Below are 24,362 nucleotides of genomic sequence, written 5' to 3'. Positions count from 1 at the left end.
GCAACATGGATGGGTGGATATACTCACACTAAAAACGATAACCAAGACCAAGCATAAAGCTACTGCGTGTACCAAAGCCCGCTTCCATCAGTAAATCGATGTTAGGGGTTAAGCCAACTTGCCCACCAATTAAACCATTCCATTTATCTTCAAGATGCTGTTCAACAACAAATTTACTCGAACCAAGATCCCCATCACCACCGATCCCAATATCACGCAGTGTACCGGTAAATTTTTGCTCAACGTTTTGATACATCGCACCAACCCACACCTGAATCGCATGTTGTTTATATTTGGTCATATAACCAACTCTTGGCGAAATAACAATTGAGCTGATCTCACCATCTAAAATATTCAGATCAGTAAGCGTATAATTACCATCTACCATCGCAAACCAATTACCGATACCACCCACTAAGGTCGCACCTACACCATAGGTTGGACCATCAAATTCCAATTCAAAATCAAACGGTATCGGACCAATTCCCCCACCTATACCGCCAGGAAACAAAGTAACGGCGACAGGTGCGAGACTACTGCCTCGTGTATAACCAAGCACACCATACAGATTTAAAAAGGGCAAAACCCACGCATCGGCTCTTAAGGTTAATGTTTCCGACTCTTGGTGTGCATTACTGGTCTCAATATCAACAATCCCATCAAAGCTGCCACCATTAGGTCCATAAAAATCGACGGAATCAACAATCAAAGGTTGATTCATTTTCATGTAATTAAAACTAAAGCCATAGGGTTTAGGCAATTCATAACCACGGTCAATCGCATCTTGGGCTAAAAAAGGCAAGCTTCGGTTGTAGCGTTCAGAGGAAATATTAGTGACGGTTGCATGCACCTGAACACTAACCAATAGCGTCGTTAGCAATGAAAAAATGCGAGGTATTTTGAACATAAATTATTGCACCTTTAAAAGTCATTATTCAGCAATTAATACTGAATGATAGAAATATATAATTGATTGTAGTTAACAAGTTTGTAGAACAAGCGTGATAAAGGTCACGTATTTTAGACTATTTTGATTATTAAACATATATATTTATCTAGCTAAATCATTCTGTTGACTGGTTTTTGAGCGGAATATTCTTTTTTTAGTATGGTAAATTGCCAAATCAAATAAATGACTAGGATTTAAATAATGAATAGAATTTACGCGGGGAAAATGATGACCAACAAGACGAGGGTAAACGCCTTTCGATAGATGAGCGGCGTTAATCGTTATTATCATGTCAGAAGTTGTAACGCAGTGTGGGGGAGTTAATAAGTAAAAATAATGATCTTGTTAGTGCTTTTACACTCAGTTAAAAATAACCTCAATGCAGGATAAAAAGAGCATTGAGGTTATTCCGAGTTTAGGCGCTTAAATACTCATGCCAAGCACCTTGGTACATCTGCATTGATTCCTTTCTTAGCTTCGCAATCGTCGCTCTTTCTATATCATTTAAGGCGCGATTCTCGCTGATTTTCTTACGTTCAATGTGTTGAATCTGTTCATAGTTCTCATGCTCTGCCCCATTTTTAATGATTGAGAATGCTTCAAGGTGCAATTGCACTTCCGCAACAATCTGAGTTTCAGGTAAACGCACTAATAAACTTAAATCTCTGTAGCCCGATGCCCCCGGGGTTTTAAAACGATTTTTTATACGTAATATTTCAGTTTGTTGTTCGAGTGATTCAAATACATTCACCAATGCAGAGACATCTGATGAAACAATCGAAGTACGCGCCAGATCAGTTATCTGCTCGCTATGACCACCCAGTTTACTATTGATTTTATTCATCGCACGCGCTTCTGATTTCACACCAGACGACAGCGCCTGTGTGCCCGTTGCGAATGCAATAAGTTCGGTTATATTTTCTAGTTCACTTTGCCCTGAGATTGCACGTTGATAAAGCAGTTCAAAGTCATTAAAAGGCTGGTTAATATCAAGCGCCTGAAACGATTTAATACTGTAAAGGCCTTGAAGGTTTTTAGCATAGCTATGTTGAAGGTTGGATTGAGTGAAAGGTAAAAGCTTACTTTCATCAATACTCTTAAACTGTTTAACGGGGGTTGCATGACTCTGAGAAGAGATAGCAAATAAGACAAAAAGGGTTTGAAATAATTTATTCATTAATGCTCCCAATCTAATAAGAGGCCAGATTATTCTGCCCTCTTACCCATCATGAGGCTTAATATGTCATTTTCAACTAATACAGAGAGGTAAAGATGCAAGCTGCGACAGCGGTCACAAAATACGGTTCACCCGCTATTATCTTTACATTTGATAGCGCCTATCACAGTCCATTTTGCTAGAAATTAGCACTTCAAACCACACCATCATTGGTCATCATATTCCCCCTCATTACGCAATTTTTTGGTCAGTTTAATATTATAAAGTGATTTGAAATTGGGAAGCTAACCAACGACAACCCTTGTTCATGCAGAAACCACCATGCTTGTGATGAAGCATCAGTTTACAATTGAGAATGCTCTGCCTATAAAATCAAGCATCAAAAAACTAAGCAGTAACACACGATAAAAATATCGTTTCTGCAACGCAAGAATTGAGTGATTCAATGCTGGTTAGTCTTATTAGACGATAATGGATTAGCCCATAAAGACAGATTAACTAATCGCTGACAGTCAAAAATATTGCTCATTCAGATAAAACCACCTAGAAAGTAATGATTAAGGTGCTATTGTTTACAATCAATGAATTAAGACTAATATTGATTTATTATTCACTTTTTTAAAGAAATGCAATTAAGGCGACATAACCAAACCATGTAATGAAAATATCACATAAGTTAAAGGTCTGATTCGCTTCTATAAAGCACAACAACCTTTGCAACAGCATTTAAATCTATTTAGTCCGTCACCATTTACAAGCTTTCAATAAGGACAATAATGCACAATAAAATAATTAACTGGTATCAGCATAAACATATCGATTATCAAGGTAAGAACAACCTCTTTCAGCGAGAGTCGCAGTTAGCAGTGCAGCAGCTCTGCGAAAGCCTACTTGAACCGATTGAAAAACAATTCGGTAGCGTCACGATCACCTATGGTTTCACCTCTTTTGAACTGCTTAAATACATTAAAAAGAACAGTCCTGGCGATATGTCACCTCAACTTGACCAACATGCAGCCTATGAATTAAACAGTCTAAAAAATAGAATATGCCAACGAGATGGTGCTGCTTGCGATATTCTCGTCGCAGGTTACGAAAACCAGATGCATCTTATTGCAGAGTTCGTTATCAATGAATTACCTTTCGATAGGTGTTACTTTTATGGTAGTGAAAGCCCGCTTCACATCTCCTTCGGCCCAGACAACAAACGTTATTTACACGTTAAGCAACGAGCTAAAAATGGCAGGCGCAATATAGGCAGAGGTGCAACAGGAAAAAAAGCACTCGTACTACTGCAAAACTCAATATAGATAGGTAAACATCGATGTACAGCAATAAATACCCCCATAAATCAGTTTCCAAGTAATACCAATGGAATTTGATAGGTGATCAGAGTTTGCGCAGGAAAAATTATTACTAATAAGGCGTGAGTTGCAGCCTTTCGAGAGATTAACTTCGTTAATCCTCTATCGGAGAATTAAATTAAAGACTTTAATTCTTTAATAGTTGTTCTCACTTCATAAAATCGTATGGAACGATTTTGAACAGCTTTAGCTGGCCACGCAGTGGTGGAGAACAGGATGTTCGGAATAAAACTCACAACGCAGTTAGGGATGATTTTAACCAGCAAGAATGATCACTTTATTAATTCCTTTGGTATAAGTACTTGGACACTGATTTACAAAATATTCTTCGCGATTTACTGGTTAGAATATGGCAACATTTATTTATTCAAATCTAATCAAGTAATTCTCGTAAAAATAGATAAAATTTGCTATATTCCGTCACCCTTTGAATTTTGTAAGTTTATCGGTACTGATAACTACTATCAAAGTGGTAAAAATTTCTAACCGGAGTGTTGCAATGAAAGTTCGAGCATCCGTTAAAAAAATCTGTCGTAACTGCAAAGTTATCAAACGCCACGGTGTGGTGCGTGTTATCTGTGTAGAGCCAAAGCATAAACAACGCCAAGGCTAATCCAGATTTTGGATATCAAAAGATTCTAGCTTTATAGACTAGAATAGAGTTTTTTATAATCATCATTTGTAGAGCATCCTTTCGGGCTTTTCACAAATGAATTTCACTTAATTTAAGGAGTGCATAGTGGCCCGTATCGCTGGCATTAACGTTCCTGATCATAAGCATATCGTTGTTGCATTAACTGCAATTTTTGGTATCGGTAAAACAAGCGCACAAAAAATCTGTGTTGCAACTGGTTTTGCTGAATCAACGAAGCTTAAAGATCTGGAAGAATCACAAATCGAAGCTATTCGTACTGAAGTAGCTAATTTCACCGTTGAAGGTGATTTACGTCGTGAAGTTTCTATGAACATCAAGCGTCTTATGGACCTTGGCTGTTACCGTGGACTTCGTCATCGTCGCAGCTTGCCTGTACGTGGACAGCGTTCTAAAACGAATGCTCGTACTCGTAAAGGTCCGCGCAAAGCAATCAAAAAATAAGGGTAAGAGATAATGGCTAAGACTCCAACTCGTGCTCGCAAGCGCGTTAAAAAGCAAGTTGCTGACGGTATGGCTCATATCCATGCGTCTTTCAACAACACAATCGTCACTATCACAGATCGCCAAGGTAATGCTCTTTCTTGGGCAACTGCAGGTGGTTCTGGTTTCCGTGGTTCTCGTAAATCTACTCCGTTCGCTGCACAGGTTGCTGCTGAACGTGCTGCAGAAGCAGCTAAAGAGTACGGTCTTAAAAACGTAGAAGTTTTTGTAAATGGACCAGGACCTGGTCGTGAATCTTCGATTCGCGCACTAAACGCGGCGGGTTTCCGTGTGACTAATATTACTGACGTTACACCAATCCCACATAATGGTTGTCGTCCACCAAAGAAACGTCGCGTTTAATCGCAACTTTCTAAGGTAATTGGAGAAAGAACAATGGCAAGATATTTAGGTCCTAAGCTTAAGCTTAGCCGTCGCGAAGGCACTGATTTATTTCTTAAATCTGGCGTTCGAGCGATCGATTCTAAGTGTAAAATCGATAACGCACCTGGTGTACATGGTGCGCGTAAACCGCGTCTATCTGACTACGGTTTACAACTACGTGAAAAGCAAAAAGTTCGTCGTATGTACGGTGTACTTGAAAAGCAATTCCGTAACTACTACAAAGAAGCAGCTCGTCTGCAAGGCAACACTGGTGAAAACTTACTTCAACTTCTTGAAGGCCGTTTAGACAATGTTGTTTACCGTATGGGTTTTGGTGCTACACGCGCTGAATCACGTCAATTAGTAAGCCACAAAGCGCTAATGGTTAACGGTACAGTTGTAAACATTCCTTCTTTCAATGTGAAAGCTGGCGATGTTATTTCAATTCGTGAAAAAGCTAAAAAGCAAGCACGTATTGGCGCTGCATTAGAAATTGCTGGTCAACGTGAAACGCTTGGTTGGGTTTCTGTTGATACAACGAAGATGGAAGGCACATTTGCACGCCAACCTGAACGTTCAGATTTATCTGCTGAGATTAACGAACAGTTAATCATCGAACTTTACTCTAAGTAAAGTTAACCGCTAAGAGAGGACATAAATGCAGGGTTCTGTAATTGATTTTCTAAAACCAAGATTAGTTGATATCGAACAAGTCAACGCAACGAGAGCAAAAGTGACTTTAGAGCCACTTGAGCGTGGTTTCGGCCACACGTTAGGTAACGCACTTCGTCGTATCTTATTATCGTCTATGCCTGGCACAGCGGTAACTGAAGTCGAAATTGATGGTGTACAACATGAGTACAGCACCAAAGAAGGCGTACAAGAAGATATCCTTGAGATTCTTCTTAACCTAAAAGGTCTAGCTGTTAAGCTTGAAGGTAAAAACGAAGTATTAGTTAGCTTAACTAAATCTGGCGCTGGCCCTGTTACTGCAGGCGACATCATCCATGATGGTGATGTAGAGATAGTCAACCCAGAACACGTGATCTGTCATTTAACGGGCAATGCTGAAATCAGCATGCGCATTAAAATTGAATCAGGTCGTGGTTATGTACCAGCTTCATCACGTATTCATACTGAAGAAGATGAGCGTCCAATTGGTCGTCTATTAGTAGACGCGACATTCAGCCCTGTTGAGCGTATCGCTTACAATGTTGAATCAGCTCGTGTTGAACAGCGTACCGATTTAGACAAGCTTGTTATCGATATGGAAACAGATGGCACACTTGATCCGGAAGAAGCAATTCGTCGCGCAGCTACAATTTTAGCTGAGCAATTAGACGCATTTGTTGATTTACGTGTAGCAAGTACGCCAGTTGTTGAAGATGATACGCCTGCGTTTGATCCAATTCTTTTACGCCCAGTAGATGATTTAGAGCTAACGGTTCGTTCTGCTAACTGTTTGAAAGCAGAAACGATTCATTATATCGGTGATCTAGTACAATGTACTGAAGTTGCACTTCTTAAAACGCCTAACTTAGGTAAGAAGTCATTAACTGAGATCAAAGATGTTCTTGCGTCTCGTGGACTATCTCTAGGCATGCGCTTAGAAGACTGGCCACCAGCAAACCTAATCGAAGATTAATAAACTAATCGTCGAATAACAAATAATAAGGATTAAGTCATGCGTCATCGCCACAGCGGACGTCAACTTAACCGAAACAGCAGCCATCGTCAGGCTATGTTTCGTAATATGGCAAGCTCAATTGTTGAACATGAAGTAATTAAGACTACTTTACCTAAAGCAAAAGAACTTCGTCGTGTAGTTGAACCTTTAATTACACTAGCTAAAACGGATAGCGTTGCTAACCGTCGTTTAGCTTTTGCTCGCACGCGTGATAACGCGGTTGTAGCTAAACTATTTAATGAATTGGGTCCTCGTTACGAGGGTCGCCCTGGTGGTTACACACGTATCATTAAATGTGGTTTCCGTACTGGTGATAAAGCTCCTATGGCTTACATCGAGTTGGTTGACCGCCCAGTAGTAGCTGACGAAGAAGCGTAAGCCTCTTTTAAGGATCGTTTTATAACGATCCCTAAGTTACTTTAAAAAAGCCGAACTTATGTTCGGCTTTTTTGTGTCTGGAATAAAGTTTTCAGTTTTTAGCTGTCAGCTATCAGTAAATTAAAAAGGTCCCAGATCTTTTACCAATCAAGTAAGGACACGAATATATTGATGAAAACTTATTATATGCGTGTCTCGTGCAATTTTACTCTCGCGATAAAAACCAAGCTAGGGCAATCCATCAAATTGAACTACCTGCGTAAATAGAGGTTGTAACTCCAATTTTAAAGGCAGTTTTTTACCGTTTTGATAACGAAAAGGGGCAATGAGCGTAAAGCCAAATAAGGTCATAAAACGATTAATCAAACGCACTTCGATAATCGATTGCAATTGCTGTTCTTGAGGAGAATATTCACAGTGCGGTAGCTCTTTTGCCAACCATGGAAACGCTGTATTAATCTCTTTACCTAACTGTTCCACGTTACCATGTTGCTGTAAACGCCAAAAACTAAAAGCCCAACACATTGAAATCATCGCATCATCAGAATAACCGTCTAAGTAGCCCCAATTATATTCATCAATATAATAGTGAAGCAGAGGAACAAAAAACGCATGAAGCCCCTGTGATTGATAAAGCGTTTCCCCCTTTTTAGTGAGACTAAAAACACCTTTTTGCAACTTAATAAAACCAGATTGCTGTAATAAAATATGGGTAACATGCATGGCGTTAAACTTATCTTCCGTGCCGCCAGAAAACTCGCTGATACTTAGCGTTTTTTCATATTTAGCCACCACTAAATGAGGCAACAGTGCGGCCGCTTTTTTAACTGTTTTAGTGGGTAAGTTGCCCTTTGGTGTCGCCTTAAGCTTGCCACCATTTTCAATAATGTCAGTAACAACCACCTCAACATAAGCCAATATAGGTGCGTGAAAGGTATCGCACTGCGGTGCATTAAAACGCACATTAAGCGCCTCATTGCACTTAGCATTTATCCAACTGTGCATTATTTCAGCCGATAAACCACAAAAGTCCTCAATACTCTGTTCATTGTGTCGTTTCACTTTATGGTCTAAAACAACCTGCAAATCATCCGCCGATAAATCAGGGTGCATTAGCAGCGTATTTTGCAGTACTTGCGCGATGTTTTGCTGTATAACAGCACCACTGTTCATACAAAATTTTTTATATTTCTTACCACTGCCGCACGGGCAAGGGGCATTCACTTTTACTTTCATATCAAATATTGCCTACTATCTGGTTAATTTTTAGATTAAAAACAGCATTATTGCAAAACACACTATGCTAACGGCTTTTGTTCGCTTATAAAAGCCTATAAACACTAACAATGAGCTGGTCCCAACAGACAAAGAGCGCATTCGCTTCCATAAAGCACAATAACGTTTTGCAAAAGCATTTGAATCTATTTAGATTATTAAAGGCCGTAATCATTTACGGCCTTTCTCATAAGGATTCAAATGTTCAATAAACTACTCAACTGGTATTAACACAAGCACAATGAATACCAAGGTAAAATCAACCTATTCAAAGTGAATCACAAATAGTACTACAACAACTTTGCGCTAACCTACTTGAGCCGATTGAAAAACGATTTGGTAAAATCACTATCACCTACGGTTTCACCTCGTTTGAATTGCTTAAATACATTAAAATGAACAGCCCCGGTGATATGGCCCCTGAATTAGATCAACATGCAGCTTTTGAGTTAAACAGCATGAGTAATCGCATTTGCAAACGAGATGGTGCTGCCTGTGATATTTTTGTTGAGGGTTACGAGAACCAGATGTACATCATTGCAGAGTATGTGATCAATGAGTTACCTTTTGATAGGTGTTATTTTTATAGAAGTGATCGCCCTATTCACATTACCTTTGACCCTGAACATAAACGTTACTTACACGTTAAACAGCGAGATGAAAATGGAAAGCGAAATGTCGGCAAAGGCGCGACGGGTGAAAAAGCACTAACTTTACTACAAAACTCAATTTAAGTAGGTAAAACATGGATGTACAACTGTTTACAAAATTGGTTAAAGAGATAAAAGTCGGCAAACAGTTACCCGATGCCGTTTACCTACACAAAGATGCATTCAGCGCACTGCCTAAAACACTCAAAGGTTTTATTCCTGCAGTCGCTAAAGCACTTAATATCGAAGAAGATGAGTGGAATTTAGTAAAATTATTCAAGAAAGACTTTCGTTTATCACTGCTTCACTATCCAGACTTTTATCAAGATTCATACCCCGCTTTAAAGAAAAGCATTAACGTAGATTTAAGTAAGTTATCTCATCGCATTACAGAGTACGCCAAGTCAGAAAACCCACCGATTCTACACCGAAAAGAAACCATGGTATTAACTGACAATACGTATTATGAGCATTTCACACAACTCACATCAGAGGGTGAAAATGCAGGATTATATGAGAACACGCGTTTGATTGGCTTTAAACAATCTTGGTTAAACTTAATAACTCGTCATGGTTATGAACTCGTCGATGGACGACTATTTCGCAGCTCTGCCGTGATGGAAGCGACAAACGAAAACAGCATTGACCGCCATAAAACAGCGATCGTGCGCCATGATTTATCTGCACCAATGAAAACACTCGCCAAAAGTGGTTTTTTAGAAGGCGATTACAGCATCTTTGATTACGGTTGCGGGCGTGGTGATGATCTGCGTGAACTACAGGCACACGGGTTAGATGCGATAGGATGGGATCCAAAATTTCAGCCCGATAACGATAAAGTTACCTCAGACATTGTAAACATAGGGTTTGTTCTTAACGTCATTGAAGACCAAGATGAACGATTAGAAGCACTATTAGGTGCATGGGAGTTAGCCGAGCAGTTTTTAATCGTATCGGTAATGCTTGCCAACGAGAGCTATATCAGCCAATTCACCCCCTACAAAGATGGCGTTATTACTTCACGTAATACCTTTCAAAAATATTACGCACAAAGTGAAATTAAAAGCTATATCGAACGCCATTTAGACGAAGTAGTAGTAACAGTTGCCCCCGGCATCTTTTACATATTCAAAGATAAAATAGCAGAGCAACATTACTTACAAAAACGTTATAAACGCCATAGTAGTTGGAAACAGCTCTCCTCACCTGAGCCAACCAATACCCGCGTACTACAAAAAGATAAAGCCAAATTGCTTATTACACAAAATGAGTCGCTTTATAACGATTTTTGGCAAACCTGTTTAGCACTAGGACGTATACCTGCCAATGAGGAATTTGAACAAGCAGAACAAATTAAGAGCCTTACTGGTGCATTTAAAAAAACCTTTGCGCTACTTGCCGAACTTTATGACACTTCAGAGTTTGAACAAGCACAAAACAAACGTAAAGAGGACTTACTTGCCTACTTTGCGATGAGCCTATTTGAAAAGCGTAAACCTTATACTCAACAACCAGAAAACTTAAAACGAGATATAAAAGCCCTATTTGGGGAATACAAAACAGCACTTAACCTAGCCAAAGAACTACTTTTTGCTATTTCAGATGTGGAATTAATAGAGCCGCAATGCATAAAAGCACACCAAGCACTTCCTGCAAGTGTGCTCAATAAAGGCCACTCTCTTTTACTACATAAGAAGTTTTTATCAGAGCTACCTTTATTACTAAGAATATATGTAAATGCTGCCCTGCAGATGTACGGCGAGATAGATGACGATATCGATTTAGTTAAAATCCATATCACGTCAGGAAAAGTGACACTCACAGGTTACGACGATTTTGAAAATAAAGCAGTCCCTTTCCTAAGAGAGCGCATCAAAATAAAAATGGCAGAGCAAGATATCGACTTCTTTGATTACGTAAACGAAAACAGAAGACCACCACTGCTTAACAAGGGGGCTTATCTTGATGAGAGTTTCGCTAATTACAAAAAACAAATTAGTTTTGATAGACGTTTAGCAAAATTATTAGGCTACGAGAACGGTAACGATGTACTACTGTCAAGAACCGAGTATGATTTTAAATTACATAAAGAAAACAAACACCAAAGTGGTTACACTTTAAAATCAAATTAGACTTGGATACATTCAATGCAAATAGATAATGCCCACATATTACCCTCATCAAGTTCTCTTGATATCCAAGCATTTAGTCGTATTTTTAAACATACAACAAACTCATACAAACTAGTATTCTTTCGTGCATTATTAACAACACTAGAAACAGATAGAACGGTGGAAATTAATTCACAAAATCTAGTCTGCAATATGCTAACGCATGCATGGTTTCCTGCGGTTCATTTTAAGCTTAACCTTGGCTCTCAGGACATGATTTTAAATACACTGGCTTCACTTAATCTTACTCAAGTGAATATTGCGAACAGTAAAGGTTCACCTTATTTAAAAGTGTTTTCAGAGGTTAAACAAGTTTTAACAGATGATGTTAACAACCAATTACTGACATATGTACCTTATCGCTTATTACAACCTTTTTTTCATAACGAGCTAAAAGGTAAGCCAGATCAGAAAAAGAACGCTATCACTGCAGAGCTATCCATAACACGCTTTCAAACCGATAAGCCACTATATAAAATTGAACAATGCACAAATAAAAAATCATTAAAACTCACATTGCATCCAGAGTGGTTTGAGTATTTGAATAATAATTTAATCATTATAAAAAGCTGGGTCGAATTAAACTGGTTACAATATCTACAAACTAAAAACCCAAACTCTCCAGCAATCAGCAATAAACTTTGCTTACCTAGTAAAAGAGAAGCACTGACGAACCAAAGAGCATTTTGGAATGAACTTTTGAAGCAAGAGAGCATGGCCTGTATTTTTAGTAATGCAAATTTAACAACACAGAATTATGAACTAGACCACTTCATCCCTTGGACATATGTAGCACATAATCAGTACTGGAATTTATTGCCAATATTAGACGCTGTAAATTCATCTAAGAGTAACCACTTGCCAGCTAAAGGTAAAACGGTGGATCAATATGTAGATGCACATTACAGAGCAATAATACTTGCAAATAAGTTACAAAAAGAAAAAATAATTGACGATTACATTCTCGTTTTACAATGTTCTGAAAGTGATTTATTTAATCACTCAGTGTTTAAAGAACGCTTCACTCGCATGCTTGAAACACTCATTGATTCAGCAGCACTTCAAGGCTTTCAGACAAGCTGGATCTGGAAAAGACCTAAACAACACACCAACACTTGTATAAAAACACACCACGCAACCACTTGACGTTTTAGATTTATTTTTATCTATATTTGATGCCCTAGTTAATGCTATTCAGGCTATAATTTTATAGAATACCAATCTTTTCTGTTATTCCAATAACGTCTAAGCAAATTCAGGCACGTTAAGGGTAACAAACTATACTTATTATTACGTCAAACTTAACGTAAAAGGTGTATTATGAATAATTCTCAAGATGGATACTGTTTTTCATTCCCAGCAGTAAGTGGTATGCAAGCAGGCAAACCTTTCTATATTGCAACCTGCCCCCTTAGTACTATTCCCAAGATATTCGTATTCGATGAAGATGAAGTACCGCCAGAACTGCGTGCACAACGTACCTTAAATAAATCCCGTATTCCTGAAATGGTGCGTTACTTAATCGAAAACCCCAAAGATTACGTTTTTTCTGCATTAACCGTTTCAGTCGCTTCAACGGTTACCTTTACTGAATCTGGCATTTCAGGGCTTGGTACATTAAGCGTGCCTATGGATGCACAAATCCTTATCAATGATGGTCAGCATAGACGTGCTGCAATAGAAGCTGCGTTAAAAGAAAAACCTGAATTAGGCCACGACAATATCGCAGTACTATTTTTTGTCGATGAAGGCTTAGAGCGAAGCCAGCAAATGTTTGCAGACTTAAATAAATACGCAATTAAACCCAGCCCTTCTCTTGGCGCGTTATACGACCTTCGCGATGAAAGTTCAGAACTTGCTCGTTACCAAGCTAAACATATCAAGCCTTTTGTTGGTTTTACCGAGATGGAAAAGTCCAGCATCAGCTCTAAAAGTAGTAAATTATTTACCCTAAGTAGTTTAAAACAAGCGAATCGCGCACTACTGGGTAAAGGCATGAAAGAAGGCTTCTCAGAAGAAGAAAAAATACTATCAAATGAATATTGGCAAACCGTATTTCAAGCAACACCAGAGTGGCAAATGATATTAAATAAAGAGCTGTCACCCTCTCAATTTCGCCAAGAATATATCCATGCACATGGTGTCGGTTTACACGCACTCGGATCATTAGGTTGTGCTTTATTAACAGCCAAACCAAATGATTGGAAAGAAGCGATTAAGCAACTCAAAAATGTAGATTGGCGTAAGTCTAATCCGCAGTGGGCCCAACGTAGTATGCTACATGGCAGACTTAGTAAAGCCTCAACCAATATTATGCTCACAACCAATGCGTTAAAAATGGCATTGGGGTTGGCGTTAACGCCCGATGAGCGCACCTTAGAAAATAAACACATAACAGAAGCAGAGGCCTAACATGGCAGACTTATTCAGAGCCGATGGCCTAGATGAAGAGCAAGTAGATTATATTGAGAACGAGTTTTTTGCTGGTTTTCAACGCTACAACAATCATAAAACATTACCAGAGCAACTAAATCAATACAGTGCGCTTGATGACGAACTCAAAAATGCAGTGAGCGCCAACCTGTGTCGAGACCTATTACGTGAAGAGCAAAACCACGAAGGGTTTACACTTAAGCATTTTATCAATGATGTACAAACAGTTTATTGTGCCGATAACCGCCCTTGGGTAATTGGTTATAGTGGTGGTAAAGACTCCTCTGCAGTCGTTACCTTAATCTATCTAGCACTATTAGCACTCGATGAAAATAAACGGACTAAAAATATTTTCGTGGTTGCATCTGACACCTTAGTTGAGACACCACTGGTTATTGATCATGTTAATAAATCGTTAGAGAATATTGGTAATCAAGCTCGACGCGACAACTTACCTATCACTACACATAAGGTATTACCTAAACCAGATAAAACATTCTGGGCTTGTTTGTTGGGTAAAGGCTACCCTGCCCCGACACAAAGCTTTCGTTGGTGTACAGAGCGAATGAAAATTGATCCTGTGAGTGACTTTATTAAAGATAAAGTGGCTCAACACGATGAAGTGATTGTTATCTTAGGATCTCGAAGTCAAGAAAGTGCATCACGTGCGCAAGTTATCGCGAAACACAAAATAGAAAATACTCGCTTAGCTCGTCATACAACTTTAGCAAATGCATTTATCTACACCCCAATTGATACTTGGAGCATGGATGATGTATGGAAAATATTGCGTGCTTGTAGTTTAGATGTGACAATTTCACCAATGGGTATTGGTAAAAAATGGTCAAACAAATATGACCTAGAATGGGAAAACCCGTGGGGCTCAAAAAATATGACCCTGTGGAATTTATACAAAGATTCATCAGACCAAGGCGAATGCCCGATGGTAATTGATGACAGTACCCCTTCATGTGGTAACTCACGTTTTGGGTGTTGGACTTGTACCGTGGTCACCAAAGACCGCGCGATGGAAAGCCTGATTAAAAATGGTGAAGAATGGATGCAACCATTATTGGATTTTCGCAACATGCTTGCCGAAACCGGTATTCCAGAGAATAAATCTAAATATCGAAATTTCAAAAGACGTACGGGTCAAGTTAGCTACCAACGCGCTAAAAGTGATGAAGCACTGACAATAGATCGTGCTCATGTACCAGGCCCCTACATGATGAAATTCCGTAAAGAATGGCTAGAGCATCTACTCACCCATGAAAAAAAATTCAATGAAGATGGATATAAAGTTACTTTAATAACTAAACCTGAACTGCATGCAATTCGCCAAGAGTGGTTAAACGACCCGAATGAACCAGATTGGGCAGACTCACTACCTACTATTTATCATAATGTATACGGCAAAGCTCTCAATTGGGTCATCAATGATAATAACAATTTTGGTGCTGTAGAAGCTCAAATTCTTCATGAGTTAGGTGAGCAACATGATGTCTCTGCAGAGATGATCCAAAAGCTACTTGATTTAGAGATTTCCTTAGAAGGGCTAAGTCGCCGTACTGGTGTTTTTGATAAAATTGGCAGTCTTCTTAAACGAGACTGGGGTACGCTAGAAGAGATAAAAGAAAAGCATAATAACCTACAAAGTAAATCTGATTTTGATATTCATAAAGATCAGATTCAGCAATATGAAGTAGAGCTTGCTAAATTAGAACAACAAAGCAAGGTGGAGATATAACATGATAATCAAAAACCTCATCGTCAATAACTTCCGTGTATTTCGTGGCGTACATGAAATTGATTTAGCACCTCGTACTGAAAAAAAAGCGAACAGTGCTAGTCCAATCATCTTATTTGGTGGTTTAAATGGCGCAGGTAAAACGTCTATTTTAAGTGCTGTACGTGTCGCACTATACGGCCGTATTGCTTTTGGCCGAGGCCTATCAACACCAGAATACCAAAAAGAACTGGATGCATTAATTCATAATGGTGTAGGTATTTCTGATAAAAAGTCCTCGATTGAGTTGGTATTCACCCACAGCCATAACGGCATTGAGAGTGAGTACAAAGTTACAAGGGCATGGGAGCGTGGTAAACGCGACAAATTGACCCTAAAACAAAACGACGCAGAACTGACACAGCTTAGTTACGACCAATGCCAAAGTTTCTTAACAGAGCTTATTCCAACAGGTATCGCTGACCTATTCTTTTTTGACGGAGAAAAAATTGCCGATTTAGCTGAAGACGAATCAGGCCAAGTATTACAAACAGCGGTTAGACGCTTACTCGGTATTGATATCGTTGAACGCCTACGCAATGACTTAGCTATTTACTTAAAGCGACATGATGCGGCTGCCATGCCAGCGAATATCCGAATTCAAATTGAGAAATTAGATAAAGCGCGATTAGACGCAGAACATGAAGCGATCGCATTAACCAATGAGGCCTCATTAAGCCGAGCAAAAATCGATCTCGTTGCTAAAGAAATTGATAATGCGGAAATCGAGCTATCTTCTCGCGGTGGTGCTTGGGCAAGTAGCCGTGAGCAAGAAAAAGTGAAACAGCTTACATTAGATGCGGAGCGAAAAGAACTTGAAAAACTGTTGCGTAGCGAAATTGAAGGCGACTTACCTTTTTCATTTGCACCTAATACATTAAAAAAATTGCTAACCCAATTAAGTGAAGAAAAGGCGGCTAAGCAAACAAATAGTTTTAACAAAGAGCTCACAGTGTTTATGACAGAGCTAAGTTGGAAATTAACTGCTGAGTTGGGCGATGCAACAGCCGCGATTAAAGCCATTGAAAACAGTTTAGGTGAACGGGAATCAAATCAAAAAAACACCGAGATTAAACTCGACATTTCAGACCGTGAGTTAAGTCTTATTGAGTCTAAAATCAACGTACAATCTCCTGCATCTTTTAAACGGTTTGATAATGCACGAACACGTTTATCAGAAGTTGAAGAGCTAATTGCAGCTCTCTCTGTCAATATCGCGCGTGCACCAGAGCAAGAGCAGCTTGAAACACAACTGAATAATGTTAAAGCGTTAACAACAAAACGTACTAAAGCAATTCTAGAGCATAAAGAGAAAACAGAAGCGGCAAAAAAACAGTACCGTGAGGCGATTGATTTAGCGCGTAAGATTCAAAAATTACACGATAAACATAAAGTCGCTTTTAATGCCGAAACGTCTCTCGTCAATGCACAAAATGCACATATCATGCTATCTGACTTTAGCGAGCAACTCACTGCGGTACGTGTTAAACAGCTAGAAACTGAATTTATTAAAAGCTATCAAAAACTAGCTAGAAAAGACGATTTAAAGCTTTCTGCACGCATTAATACCACTACCTTTGATGTAGAGCTGATTGATGACAAAGAGCATGCAATAAGCCGTAAAGCGCTCTCAGCGGGTGAAAAACAAATTTACGCGATTGCTATTCTTGAAGCGTTAGGTAAAACATCGGGTAAGAAACTACCGATTATTATCGATACACCATTAGGTCGATTAGATTCAAAACACCGAGACAAACTCATTGAACATTATTTCCCAGAGGCAAGCCATCAGGTAATTATCTTATCAACTGATACAGAAATTGATGAAAGCTACTTTAATAACAAATGCTTTAAAGATGAAATTTCTCATGCCTTTGAAATTCAGTTTGATGGTGCAACCAAATCATCAAGCCTGAAAGAAGGTTATTTCTGGGAACAAAATAGTAAAGCTACATTGGAGGTAAATTAAGATGCTACCCAACCGAATGAACTTAAATAGAACCACTGAAGAGCAGTTAAAAAAACTAAAGCAGTTTACAGGCATTTCACCGAATGTATCGTCACGTATCGCGTTTTACCGCTCGATTGAATCTGATTTTAGGTACTCAGCGACAAGTGCTAAAAAGCTAGATGGCAGTTTGGTATTAGATAAAGTGACGTGGTTAGGTGATACGCAGCTAGTGACGGAGTTGACACTAAAACTGGCTTATCCAGATTTTAATGAAAGAGAGAAAATGGCAGCTTGGGCAGCACATGTAGAAGATGGGATTGCTTCTTTGAGGAATCATAAGAACATTGCAAGCATTACAAATGCATTATAATTACTTCATTTGTGAATATGCTAACGCATTGAATCACTAGTTAAAATAGGGCTAGTGGCTTATTGTTTAAAAACAAAAGCCACGCCTTAGAATATTTAGAAGTGCATTAGACATGATGACAGATCCAGTAGCCACTACAGCTTGCTAGTTCTATTTAGACGCATTTTAAAAAATAAGCTGGTCTTTAATTCAAGCTGTTACAGCATGGTCTATCAACTCACTTTTGATAAGAGAGTACTAATCTTTTACAATTACCATGCACACTTGAGAAAAAAGTAGGGGAAGACTCCCCCTAGATTAATAACACTACAGAGCTTCAATATTTGGATATTCAGAAAGGTCAACAGTTACATTTTCAGGAAAATAACATCCAATACTAAAGTTTTTAAATATGTGAGAGGCTAAAGGTAAGCTAATTTGAACCAGCTCGGTACTTGTTTGTAAATGTTTTCTTAGGGCTTGTAAGTCTTCTAAACAAAAAAACTTAGATCCATCTAAAATTCGCCAATCAACTTTATCTTTAAGATAACACCTCATCCCCTCAGAACAATCAATAGTATTGATTCCATCTTGAGGAGTGCCATTATTACAGCCAACAATTATGACCGCATCGAAGGGTGAGCACACAGTTTTTTTTGATAACTTTGTCATATTTTTTCCTTTTAAGCGGGCTACATTATTAGTGGCCGGCTTTACAATTATAAGGCTTATTATTGTGGGTTCGGCAATTTTAGCCTAGATGGTAAGACCAATTGACCATCATAATCAATTGTCTCCCCATCAATAGTTCTAGCTGCGGCAAAATCTGATTGTAGCTCTTTTCTAGATTTATCAACCAAGCCACCATCTAGCACATAAGCAAGTAGCCTTATTGCTAATTTTTTACCTGAAACAAGCATTTTCTTCTTAATAGGTTCATAGATAACGCCATACCAGACAGAATGTGGCTTATCAATTGCACTAAAGAAGCCTCCTTCATCCAGTTTTTGAATTTTATGTATTAAGTCGTCTAAACTCTGCGTTGAGCCTTTAGACATGATGCCACCTATTGTCGCCGCAAATATTTGCTGGCCGACAGGGCGAAAAAATAAATGGCCTTCACCATAGAGTTCTGAAGATTTAGATACTTCCTCATATGTAAATTTTCTTAATTGGACTGAACTAGTCCCCTGCACCGCACGCTCGACATTTGGTAAGGTTAATAAGCTATCAATTAAGTTATTAACCTCGCTTTTACCAACTTCAAGTTCATCATCACTTGGCCTAATAGGAACCACTCCTTTAATTGACTCCCCCCAGAAGGGAAATTTATGACCTAAGTAACCTTCAGCCATATCCTTTATTGTTTGCAGAGTTGTGAAATTAACACTTCGGCCGCTAATTGTATTGTTATCCATATTTACAACTTTAGGTTTTGCTAAGTATTCATGATGAACTGATACATACTTTGCCACTAAAGCAAAACCATTGTCTTCATCAAGCTGGTTCAGTTGTCCTTGCGTAAGGCTAGCTGCCATTTTATTTACATGAACAAATATTGATCTTACTCTTCGCTTAGACTGTTCACGAGTTTCACCTTTGACAACAGCTGATATAAATTCAATGCCCATTTTTTCTGAAGCAAGAGCTTTAATTTCTTCTTCTGTTACTTGATATATTTCCTCTAAGGTCTCACGTTCTAATACACTATTAACAAGGTAAGCTCCCTTTTTATCCCTTAATTGTAATTTTCCCTCCTTAATTAGTAACAATAATCCTTTAACACCTAAAAGCCGATGCTGTCCATCTAATGCATATAGTGAAATATCTTTGTCTGTATCTTTTTTTGATACATCTAATAAACCGTAGTGGTCATTTTCGTCTAACGGGGTAAATGTTGCACTACTGATCTTAGCTCTCCCCTCTTCATCCCAATTATCTGATGAAGGGTCATCAACCCACTTCTCAGAGATAACCACCAATACAGCAGGGAATTTGTGCCCAGGCTTTCCAATAAGATATTGCGCTAATGATGACTCGCGGGTAAAATCTAACGGTCTTTGAAGCACTTCATCTATGGTGTCTTTATCCTTAATAATTTCATTTGTTTCAGGATCGAGTTTGCGTCTAAAAAGAGGTAACTCTCTAGCAAAGTTAACTTTATTCCCAAACCATTCAAGATCAACAGCTCCAATAAATGATTCAGTTCCCCCCATTATCATCTTTTGAACAAGCATGCTATCGCTATGAAATGCGTGTCTTTTCATGAGAGTTCTTAACGTATCTATTTCTTCTTTATCTCGCTCTTTAAGTACAATATTAGTTATGCTCATTCTCTACTCCTCGGTAAATTTAATTTTATTTATAGTTGGATTCAATTCTCTAACTAGCTCTTTTTCTGCTAACCTCGATTGCTTTTTTGTTGCCGTAGTAGCAACCCAAACTTCAATATTGTTATAATGACTAAAAATCCATTTTTTCAATAAGTCGTTTTTTTCATTTTTAGGTAAATGTTCAGTTAATCTTCGATTTAACTTGTCACTTCGGCCTATATACCCCCAATCGACAGAGATTGATAGCCCATATACCTTACGGTTTATACATAAAGCATAAACCCCCGGTTTCGTAGGAGACATTAGTGCGGCACTTGTCAAGCTACCGTACTTAACCCATTGAAGACATTCAATCTCATTATTACTCGCAATACTTACCATGCTAATTAGCCACGTTAGAAATAATTGCGACAACTAACCCTCTAACCTCCAATGCACTCAAAATCCGTTTTGATGGAAATTCAGAAAGGAATTCCACGATACTGGTTAATAGTTTTGACCTTAGTTCGTAAGAAAAGTCTTCTACATCATCAAACATATCTGACTCTATTACTTGAAAGTAACACTCATCATATGCTGCTTCTAGGTTTTGATAGATAGCATTGTTATTGCTCATACCCTCATAACAAAGCTCATTTAAAATTTGACCTAACTCTCCATCATGTGGCAGAATTAAGTTGTTTGTAAAACTAGTGATATTAAATATTCCCATTTTATTACCTCGTTATACTTTATGAGTCCAGTTGGTAGCCGTTCCTCATAATAAAAATTCGAGTACATTGCAGTACATCCTGTATTTGCAAACTGAGGTTTGTTTTTAAAAACAAACCTCAGTTCTTAAATACATAATAGCTCCAAGGTAATTAATGTCAAGCATTAATCTTAATGTTTTTAAAAACAAATGCGAATAGAGTGTTATTTGTTGGTATGTTTTTAAATTAACAACTGCTTGTCAATTCAAAAAATATAACGCCTTAAAATAATTACATTACAAACTCAGAAAAAAGCTCTTCTAATAACTCACTGTAGTATTGCGAGACAGGAATGTTTCCATATAATTTATTGCTTGTGGTAGGCGTCAAATTCAATTCAAAGTATATAACTAGAGAAGATTGCAATGATTGTGGAAAATAGTCTTTGATGAGTGAAATAGATAATAGATCTATTGCAGGTTTGTTATTAATTAACTAATCATAAATGAAGTTTTCAATCGATTAGATTCAAAACACCGAGACAAACCCATTGAACATTACTTCCCAGCGGCAAGCCATCAGGTAATTATCTTATCAACTGATACTGAAATTGATGAAAGCTATTTTAATAACAAGCACTTTAAAGATGAAATATCTCATGCCTTTGAAATTCAATTTGATGGCGCAACCAAATCATCGAAGCTGAAAGAACGTTATTTCTGGGAAGAAAACAAAAACACTGCACTGGAGGTAAATTAAGATGCTACCCAACCGAATGAACCTAAACAGAACAACCGAAGAGCAGTTAAAAAAACTAAAACAGTTTACAGGGATTTCACCAAACGTATCTTCACGTATCGCTTTTTATCGCTCTATAGAGTCTGATTTTAGGTACTCAGCAGAATCGGCGAAAAAGTTAGATGGAAGCTTGGTATTAGATAAAGTGACGTGGTTAGGTGATACACAGTTAGTGACAGAGTTGACACTTAAACTGACTTATCCTGATCTTAATGAAAAAGAGAAAATGGCAGCCTGGGCGGCACATGTGGAAGATGGCATTGCTTCTTTGAGGAATCATAAAAACATAGCCAGCTTTACAAATGCATTATAGGCACTTAATTTATTTATACGGGAAGGTCATTAGCAACTAATCACCTTGATTTTGATATTATATAGAGCATTAACATAATTCTTTTAATGCTCTATATAACTGACGTGGTTAGGCGAAACACAACTAGTGACAGAGTTAACGCTTAAACTAACTTACCCTGAAAAAATGGCAGCCAGGGCTGCACATGTGGAAGATGGGATTGCTTCATTGAGAAATCATAAAAAGCTACTTGATTTTTTTATATGACCTAAGTCAGATACCTTAGCTAATTAAAAGTAGTTATTAGGCTTTAATGCGTTTTCCCATTTGTGTGCCGAAACCGCACCAATTTACATTTATAACTACATAGTTATACGCAGACAGAAGAAAAGATTATTTATCCATATAATTGAAATATATCTTTATATAATCTTTCAACTTGAGCGTCTAACCATAAACCAGGTTTATTCATTAGATCTTCCCAAGGATAAGAGTGAATGTCAGAGCTTTTAACCATATTATGATAGCTACATAATGAAATTCTATTTGCACCAATTGTGGGTCCTCCTAGTGAATATGGGAACAAATGATCCTGTTGCATTTTCCCTGGTAAACTACAGGTATACCCCCATATCAACTTAGAGTTACAGCTTTCATTTTGGTTATTACTCGGAAACCCTCTTTTCCCTTGGATTTTTTCTTGAACTTTGAGCTTACTAAGATGGCAAGGTAAGTCTATTTCTTCCAAATGTTGAGGATGTAATAAAGCAAGTTTATCAAAAAGACTTTTATTCGGCAGAGTAAAAGTCTCAAGCCAGCCAATATTTAGAGATTTTTGTACTGCACTTAAATAAATTTCAGCAGCTTGTATTCTTGATCTCATTTCCAATCACGTAATGTAATATTTATTTCTTCTTCATTTCCACCATAAAGCGTAAATTTAATAGTTAAACATAACGGGTCCTGCGAAGGTTTATTTAGATCAACTTTGGGCAGTTTTAAATACTCGCCAGTAGGTTTAAATTTTATAGCATCTGCGACACTGCTTTTTGAATCAACAATAACAAAATGCATTGCACTCAATGATTTTTTAGTTATTTTAAAATACTTTCTACTAGCCATTGGTATTGTTTTCTTTGCCCCTCTTTCAACCCTTGTTGTTGAGCTATTTTTTTGGATAGCTTTACCATTTTGATTAATATGTTTAGATTCAATTTCTATAAACAACTGATCTCCTGATAAATAGTCCCATATATCATATACTTTCGCCGGCAAGCTACCTTGTTCAAATATACTTTTAAATACACCTATTGCTAATTTTTTAGATTTCTCAACCCACCGAGTTCCTTTTTTCACGTACTGGGAAAAATTCCAATCTGTTGTGTTAAAGTTTAGACTTAATAATAAATCTTCCCACTCATCAGAGTCTGGTGCTGAGTTTCGATTGGCTAGATACGAAAGTACACCAACAATAAATGCATCACACATAATTTTGTGGCAGTAATCTCCTGTACCAAAAAAAACAGATTTTTCTTGAGGAAGCTTGACGCATTTTTTTAGTTCATCAAATGCCATTGATATTTGATTTGCAAGCTCAGCAGGCTTCAACTCATTTGTTAATATAGACTCACTGTAATAATTATCAGATATAAGTTTTGAAAGATACTTACAATCATATTGGTGACCTAAATATTTTGGTGAGGTTGGTAAAAAATCATTAAACCTTATATCATCATGGAAGCCATTTGGTTTGTTCGTAAAACTGTTAAGAGACTGCTTGCAAAGTGTTGCAACTGCCTCCATTGATTTATGACTTGGGCTATTCTTAGTGTAGCCATCCAGATGAAAGGCAAATGTTAACCACTCTTTATGGAGGCTTGCTAACGGTGTTGCTTCTGTAGTCACTTGTGCAAAAATTTTTGCAAGGTTTCTGCCATTATAAAACTGCCCACCATTATTTAGTAATAAAACAACAGGTATCGGGTTATCTCTTTGTACACATTTAGAGTCACCTAACCCTGTTATCCTATGTTGACCATCAATTATCCACAATGGAAAGTCTTTTTGGGAAGAAGGCAATGGTATGTCTATCTCAATAATATCTGTTGCAATGCCAGCTGCACTTTTCATTTGCTCTACTTGGATCTTAGGAGGGTTTCCAACACACCGCTCAGATAGTAATACAGGATTAGGCATGAATTCTCCAGTACCATTAAATGTAGCCGTAATTCTATCTTTATTGGCTTTTATTAACGGTCTTTGCCATTGTTGTACAGGCGGAGCTAATACATTTGATGCAATATCAATATTGTGGGTGTCATCTTTGAAGTTTGGAACTTCTGCAACAGAAAGAAGCTCTTGTGCCGTTAAAAAACCTATATATATTGGAAACTCTTGATTTCCAGATACAATGTTTTTTTGTAATGCATGGATTTTCATAAAATACCTAAATAATTAATAGTTTATAGTTTATAGTTTATAGTTTATAGTTTATAGTTTATAGTTTATATAATATACACTAACTAATTGATATTTATACCACCTATAGACATGCAGGA

The 24,362-nt window shown here is 37.8% G+C and carries 24 protein-coding genes; 15 read left to right on the top strand and 9 right to left on the bottom strand.

What is annotated here, in order from left to right; all coding sequences use genetic code 11:
- Nucleotides 1-28: 28 nt before the first annotated feature.
- Together QQK09_RS05345 and QQK09_RS05340 are read right to left on the bottom strand one after the other, a co-directional pair.
- Nucleotides 29-907 carry a virulence protein gene (locus QQK09_RS05345; protein WP_284203082.1) on the bottom strand — a complete coding sequence of 293 codons (879 nt, stop codon included), beginning with the start codon at nucleotides 905-907 and terminating at the stop codon, nucleotides 29-31.
- Nucleotides 908-1,364: 457 nt separating this feature from the next.
- Nucleotides 1,365-2,126, bottom strand: a complete 762-nt coding sequence (locus QQK09_RS05340; RefSeq protein ID WP_284203081.1) for a nucleotidyltransferase family protein — start codon at nucleotides 2,124-2,126, stop codon at nucleotides 1,365-1,367.
- A 776-nt stretch (nucleotides 2,127-2,902) separates the two neighbouring features.
- Between QQK09_RS05340 and QQK09_RS05335 the strand changes: the two genes are divergently transcribed.
- From QQK09_RS05335 to rplQ, 7 genes are all read left to right on the top strand, one after another.
- Nucleotides 2,903-3,436: a hypothetical protein gene (locus tag QQK09_RS05335; protein WP_284203080.1), complete on the top strand. Its 534-nt coding sequence runs from the start codon at nucleotides 2,903-2,905 to the stop codon at nucleotides 3,434-3,436.
- 553 nt (nucleotides 3,437-3,989) lie between these two features.
- On the top strand, nucleotides 3,990-4,103 hold the full coding sequence (gene rpmJ / locus QQK09_RS05330) for a 50S ribosomal protein L36 (RefSeq protein ID WP_011770886.1): 114 nt from the start codon (nucleotides 3,990-3,992) through the stop codon (nucleotides 4,101-4,103).
- Between the two features lie 126 nt (nucleotides 4,104-4,229).
- Nucleotides 4,230-4,586, top strand: a complete 357-nt coding sequence (gene rpsM, locus QQK09_RS05325; RefSeq protein ID WP_284203079.1) for a 30S ribosomal protein S13 — start codon at nucleotides 4,230-4,232, stop codon at nucleotides 4,584-4,586.
- A 12-nt stretch (nucleotides 4,587-4,598) separates the two neighbouring features.
- On the top strand, nucleotides 4,599-4,988 hold the full coding sequence (gene rpsK / locus QQK09_RS05320; protein WP_019613697.1) for a 30S ribosomal protein S11: 390 nt from the start codon (nucleotides 4,599-4,601) through the stop codon (nucleotides 4,986-4,988).
- Nucleotides 4,989-5,021: 33 nt separating this feature from the next.
- Nucleotides 5,022-5,642: a 30S ribosomal protein S4 gene (rpsD, locus tag QQK09_RS05315; protein WP_284203078.1), complete on the top strand. Its 621-nt coding sequence runs from the start codon at nucleotides 5,022-5,024 to the stop codon at nucleotides 5,640-5,642.
- 25 nt (nucleotides 5,643-5,667) lie between these two features.
- Nucleotides 5,668-6,654 carry a DNA-directed RNA polymerase subunit alpha gene (locus QQK09_RS05310; protein WP_284203077.1) on the top strand — a complete coding sequence of 329 codons (987 nt, stop codon included), beginning with the start codon at nucleotides 5,668-5,670 and terminating at the stop codon, nucleotides 6,652-6,654.
- Nucleotides 6,655-6,693: 39 nt separating this feature from the next.
- Nucleotides 6,694-7,074, top strand: coding sequence for a 50S ribosomal protein L17 (gene rplQ / locus QQK09_RS05305; protein WP_284203076.1), 381 nt, complete (start codon nucleotides 6,694-6,696; stop codon nucleotides 7,072-7,074).
- A gap of 228 nt (nucleotides 7,075-7,302) precedes the next feature.
- Here the strand turns inward: rplQ and QQK09_RS05300 are convergent, their stop codons facing one another.
- Nucleotides 7,303-8,310, bottom strand: coding sequence for a YecA family protein (locus QQK09_RS05300; RefSeq protein ID WP_284203075.1), 1,008 nt, complete (start codon nucleotides 8,308-8,310; stop codon nucleotides 7,303-7,305).
- A gap of 452 nt (nucleotides 8,311-8,762) precedes the next feature.
- Between QQK09_RS05300 and QQK09_RS05295 the strand changes: the two genes are divergently transcribed.
- The 7 genes from QQK09_RS05295 to dndE (QQK09_RS05265) all read left to right on the top strand — a co-directional run bounded on the left by QQK09_RS05295 (nucleotide 8,763) and on the right by dndE (QQK09_RS05265) (nucleotide 17,710).
- Nucleotides 8,763-9,083: a hypothetical protein gene (locus QQK09_RS05295; RefSeq protein WP_284203074.1), complete on the top strand. Its 321-nt coding sequence runs from the start codon at nucleotides 8,763-8,765 to the stop codon at nucleotides 9,081-9,083.
- 11 nt (nucleotides 9,084-9,094) lie between these two features.
- Entirely contained in the window at nucleotides 9,095-11,131 is a 2,037-nt protein-coding gene (locus tag QQK09_RS05290; protein ID WP_284203073.1) for a DNA phosphorothioation-associated putative methyltransferase, read from the top strand.
- A 159-nt stretch (nucleotides 11,132-11,290) separates the two neighbouring features.
- Complete coding sequence (locus QQK09_RS05285) at nucleotides 11,291-12,316, top strand: HNH endonuclease domain-containing protein (protein ID WP_284203072.1); 1,026 nt, start codon at nucleotides 11,291-11,293, stop codon at nucleotides 12,314-12,316.
- Between the two features lie 174 nt (nucleotides 12,317-12,490).
- The gene (dndB, locus tag QQK09_RS05280; RefSeq protein WP_284203071.1) at nucleotides 12,491-13,582 is read left to right on the top strand and encodes a DNA sulfur modification protein DndB; all 1,092 of its coding nucleotides are present in this window, start codon (nucleotides 12,491-12,493) and stop codon (nucleotides 13,580-13,582) included.
- Between the two features lies 1 nt (nucleotide 13,583).
- On the top strand, nucleotides 13,584-15,350 hold the full coding sequence (dndC, locus tag QQK09_RS05275; RefSeq protein WP_284203070.1) for a DNA phosphorothioation system sulfurtransferase DndC: 1,767 nt from the start codon (nucleotides 13,584-13,586) through the stop codon (nucleotides 15,348-15,350).
- A 1-nt stretch (nucleotide 15,351) separates the two neighbouring features.
- Nucleotides 15,352-17,358 (top strand): DNA sulfur modification protein DndD, encoded by a 2,007-nt coding sequence (dndD, locus tag QQK09_RS05270; RefSeq protein ID WP_284203069.1) that lies wholly within the window; start codon nucleotides 15,352-15,354, stop codon nucleotides 17,356-17,358.
- A 1-nt stretch (nucleotide 17,359) separates the two neighbouring features.
- The gene (gene dndE, locus QQK09_RS05265; protein ID WP_284203068.1) at nucleotides 17,360-17,710 is read left to right on the top strand and encodes a DNA sulfur modification protein DndE; all 351 of its coding nucleotides are present in this window, start codon (nucleotides 17,360-17,362) and stop codon (nucleotides 17,708-17,710) included.
- 306 nt (nucleotides 17,711-18,016) lie between these two features.
- On the opposite strand, the gene QQK09_RS05260 is transcribed toward dndE (QQK09_RS05265), so the two are convergent.
- From QQK09_RS05260 to QQK09_RS05245, 4 genes are read right to left on the bottom strand one after another with little or no spacing between them, the layout of a single operon-like run.
- On the bottom strand, nucleotides 18,017-18,361 hold the full coding sequence (locus tag QQK09_RS05260; RefSeq protein WP_284203067.1) for a hypothetical protein: 345 nt from the start codon (nucleotides 18,359-18,361) through the stop codon (nucleotides 18,017-18,019).
- Between the two features lie 59 nt (nucleotides 18,362-18,420).
- Complete coding sequence (locus tag QQK09_RS05255; RefSeq protein WP_284203066.1) at nucleotides 18,421-20,022, bottom strand: DGQHR domain-containing protein; 1,602 nt, start codon at nucleotides 20,020-20,022, stop codon at nucleotides 18,421-18,423.
- Between the two features lie 3 nt (nucleotides 20,023-20,025).
- The gene (locus tag QQK09_RS05250; RefSeq protein WP_284203065.1) at nucleotides 20,026-20,403 is read right to left on the bottom strand and encodes a GIY-YIG nuclease family protein; all 378 of its coding nucleotides are present in this window, start codon (nucleotides 20,401-20,403) and stop codon (nucleotides 20,026-20,028) included.
- Nucleotide 20,404: 1 nt separating this feature from the next.
- Nucleotides 20,405-20,734: a hypothetical protein gene (locus QQK09_RS05245; RefSeq protein WP_284203064.1), complete on the bottom strand. Its 330-nt coding sequence runs from the start codon at nucleotides 20,732-20,734 to the stop codon at nucleotides 20,405-20,407.
- Between the two features lie 740 nt (nucleotides 20,735-21,474).
- On the opposite strand from QQK09_RS05245, the gene dndE (QQK09_RS05240) reads away from it, so the two are divergent.
- Nucleotides 21,475-21,825 (top strand): DNA sulfur modification protein DndE, encoded by a 351-nt coding sequence (gene dndE / locus QQK09_RS05240; protein ID WP_284203063.1) that lies wholly within the window; start codon nucleotides 21,475-21,477, stop codon nucleotides 21,823-21,825.
- Between the two features lie 376 nt (nucleotides 21,826-22,201).
- Here dndE (QQK09_RS05240) and QQK09_RS05235 read toward each other — a convergent pair whose 3' ends face one another.
- Entirely contained in the window at nucleotides 22,202-22,687 is a 486-nt protein-coding gene (locus QQK09_RS05235) for a hypothetical protein (RefSeq protein ID WP_284203062.1), read from the bottom strand.
- A complete protein-coding gene (locus QQK09_RS05230) occupies nucleotides 22,684-24,243 on the bottom strand; it encodes a ParB N-terminal domain-containing protein (protein ID WP_284203061.1) in 1,560 nt (519 codons plus the stop codon). The genes QQK09_RS05235 and QQK09_RS05230 overlap by 4 nt, the downstream gene beginning before the upstream one ends.
- Between the last annotated feature and the right edge of the window lie 119 nt (nucleotides 24,244-24,362).

Source organism: Psychromonas marina, assembly GCF_030161115.1.
Taxonomy (GTDB): domain Bacteria; phylum Pseudomonadota; class Gammaproteobacteria; order Enterobacterales; family Psychromonadaceae; genus Psychromonas; species Psychromonas marina.
Note: the sequence above shows the minus strand (reverse complement) of the source record. Positions and strands in the feature narration are given on the sequence as shown.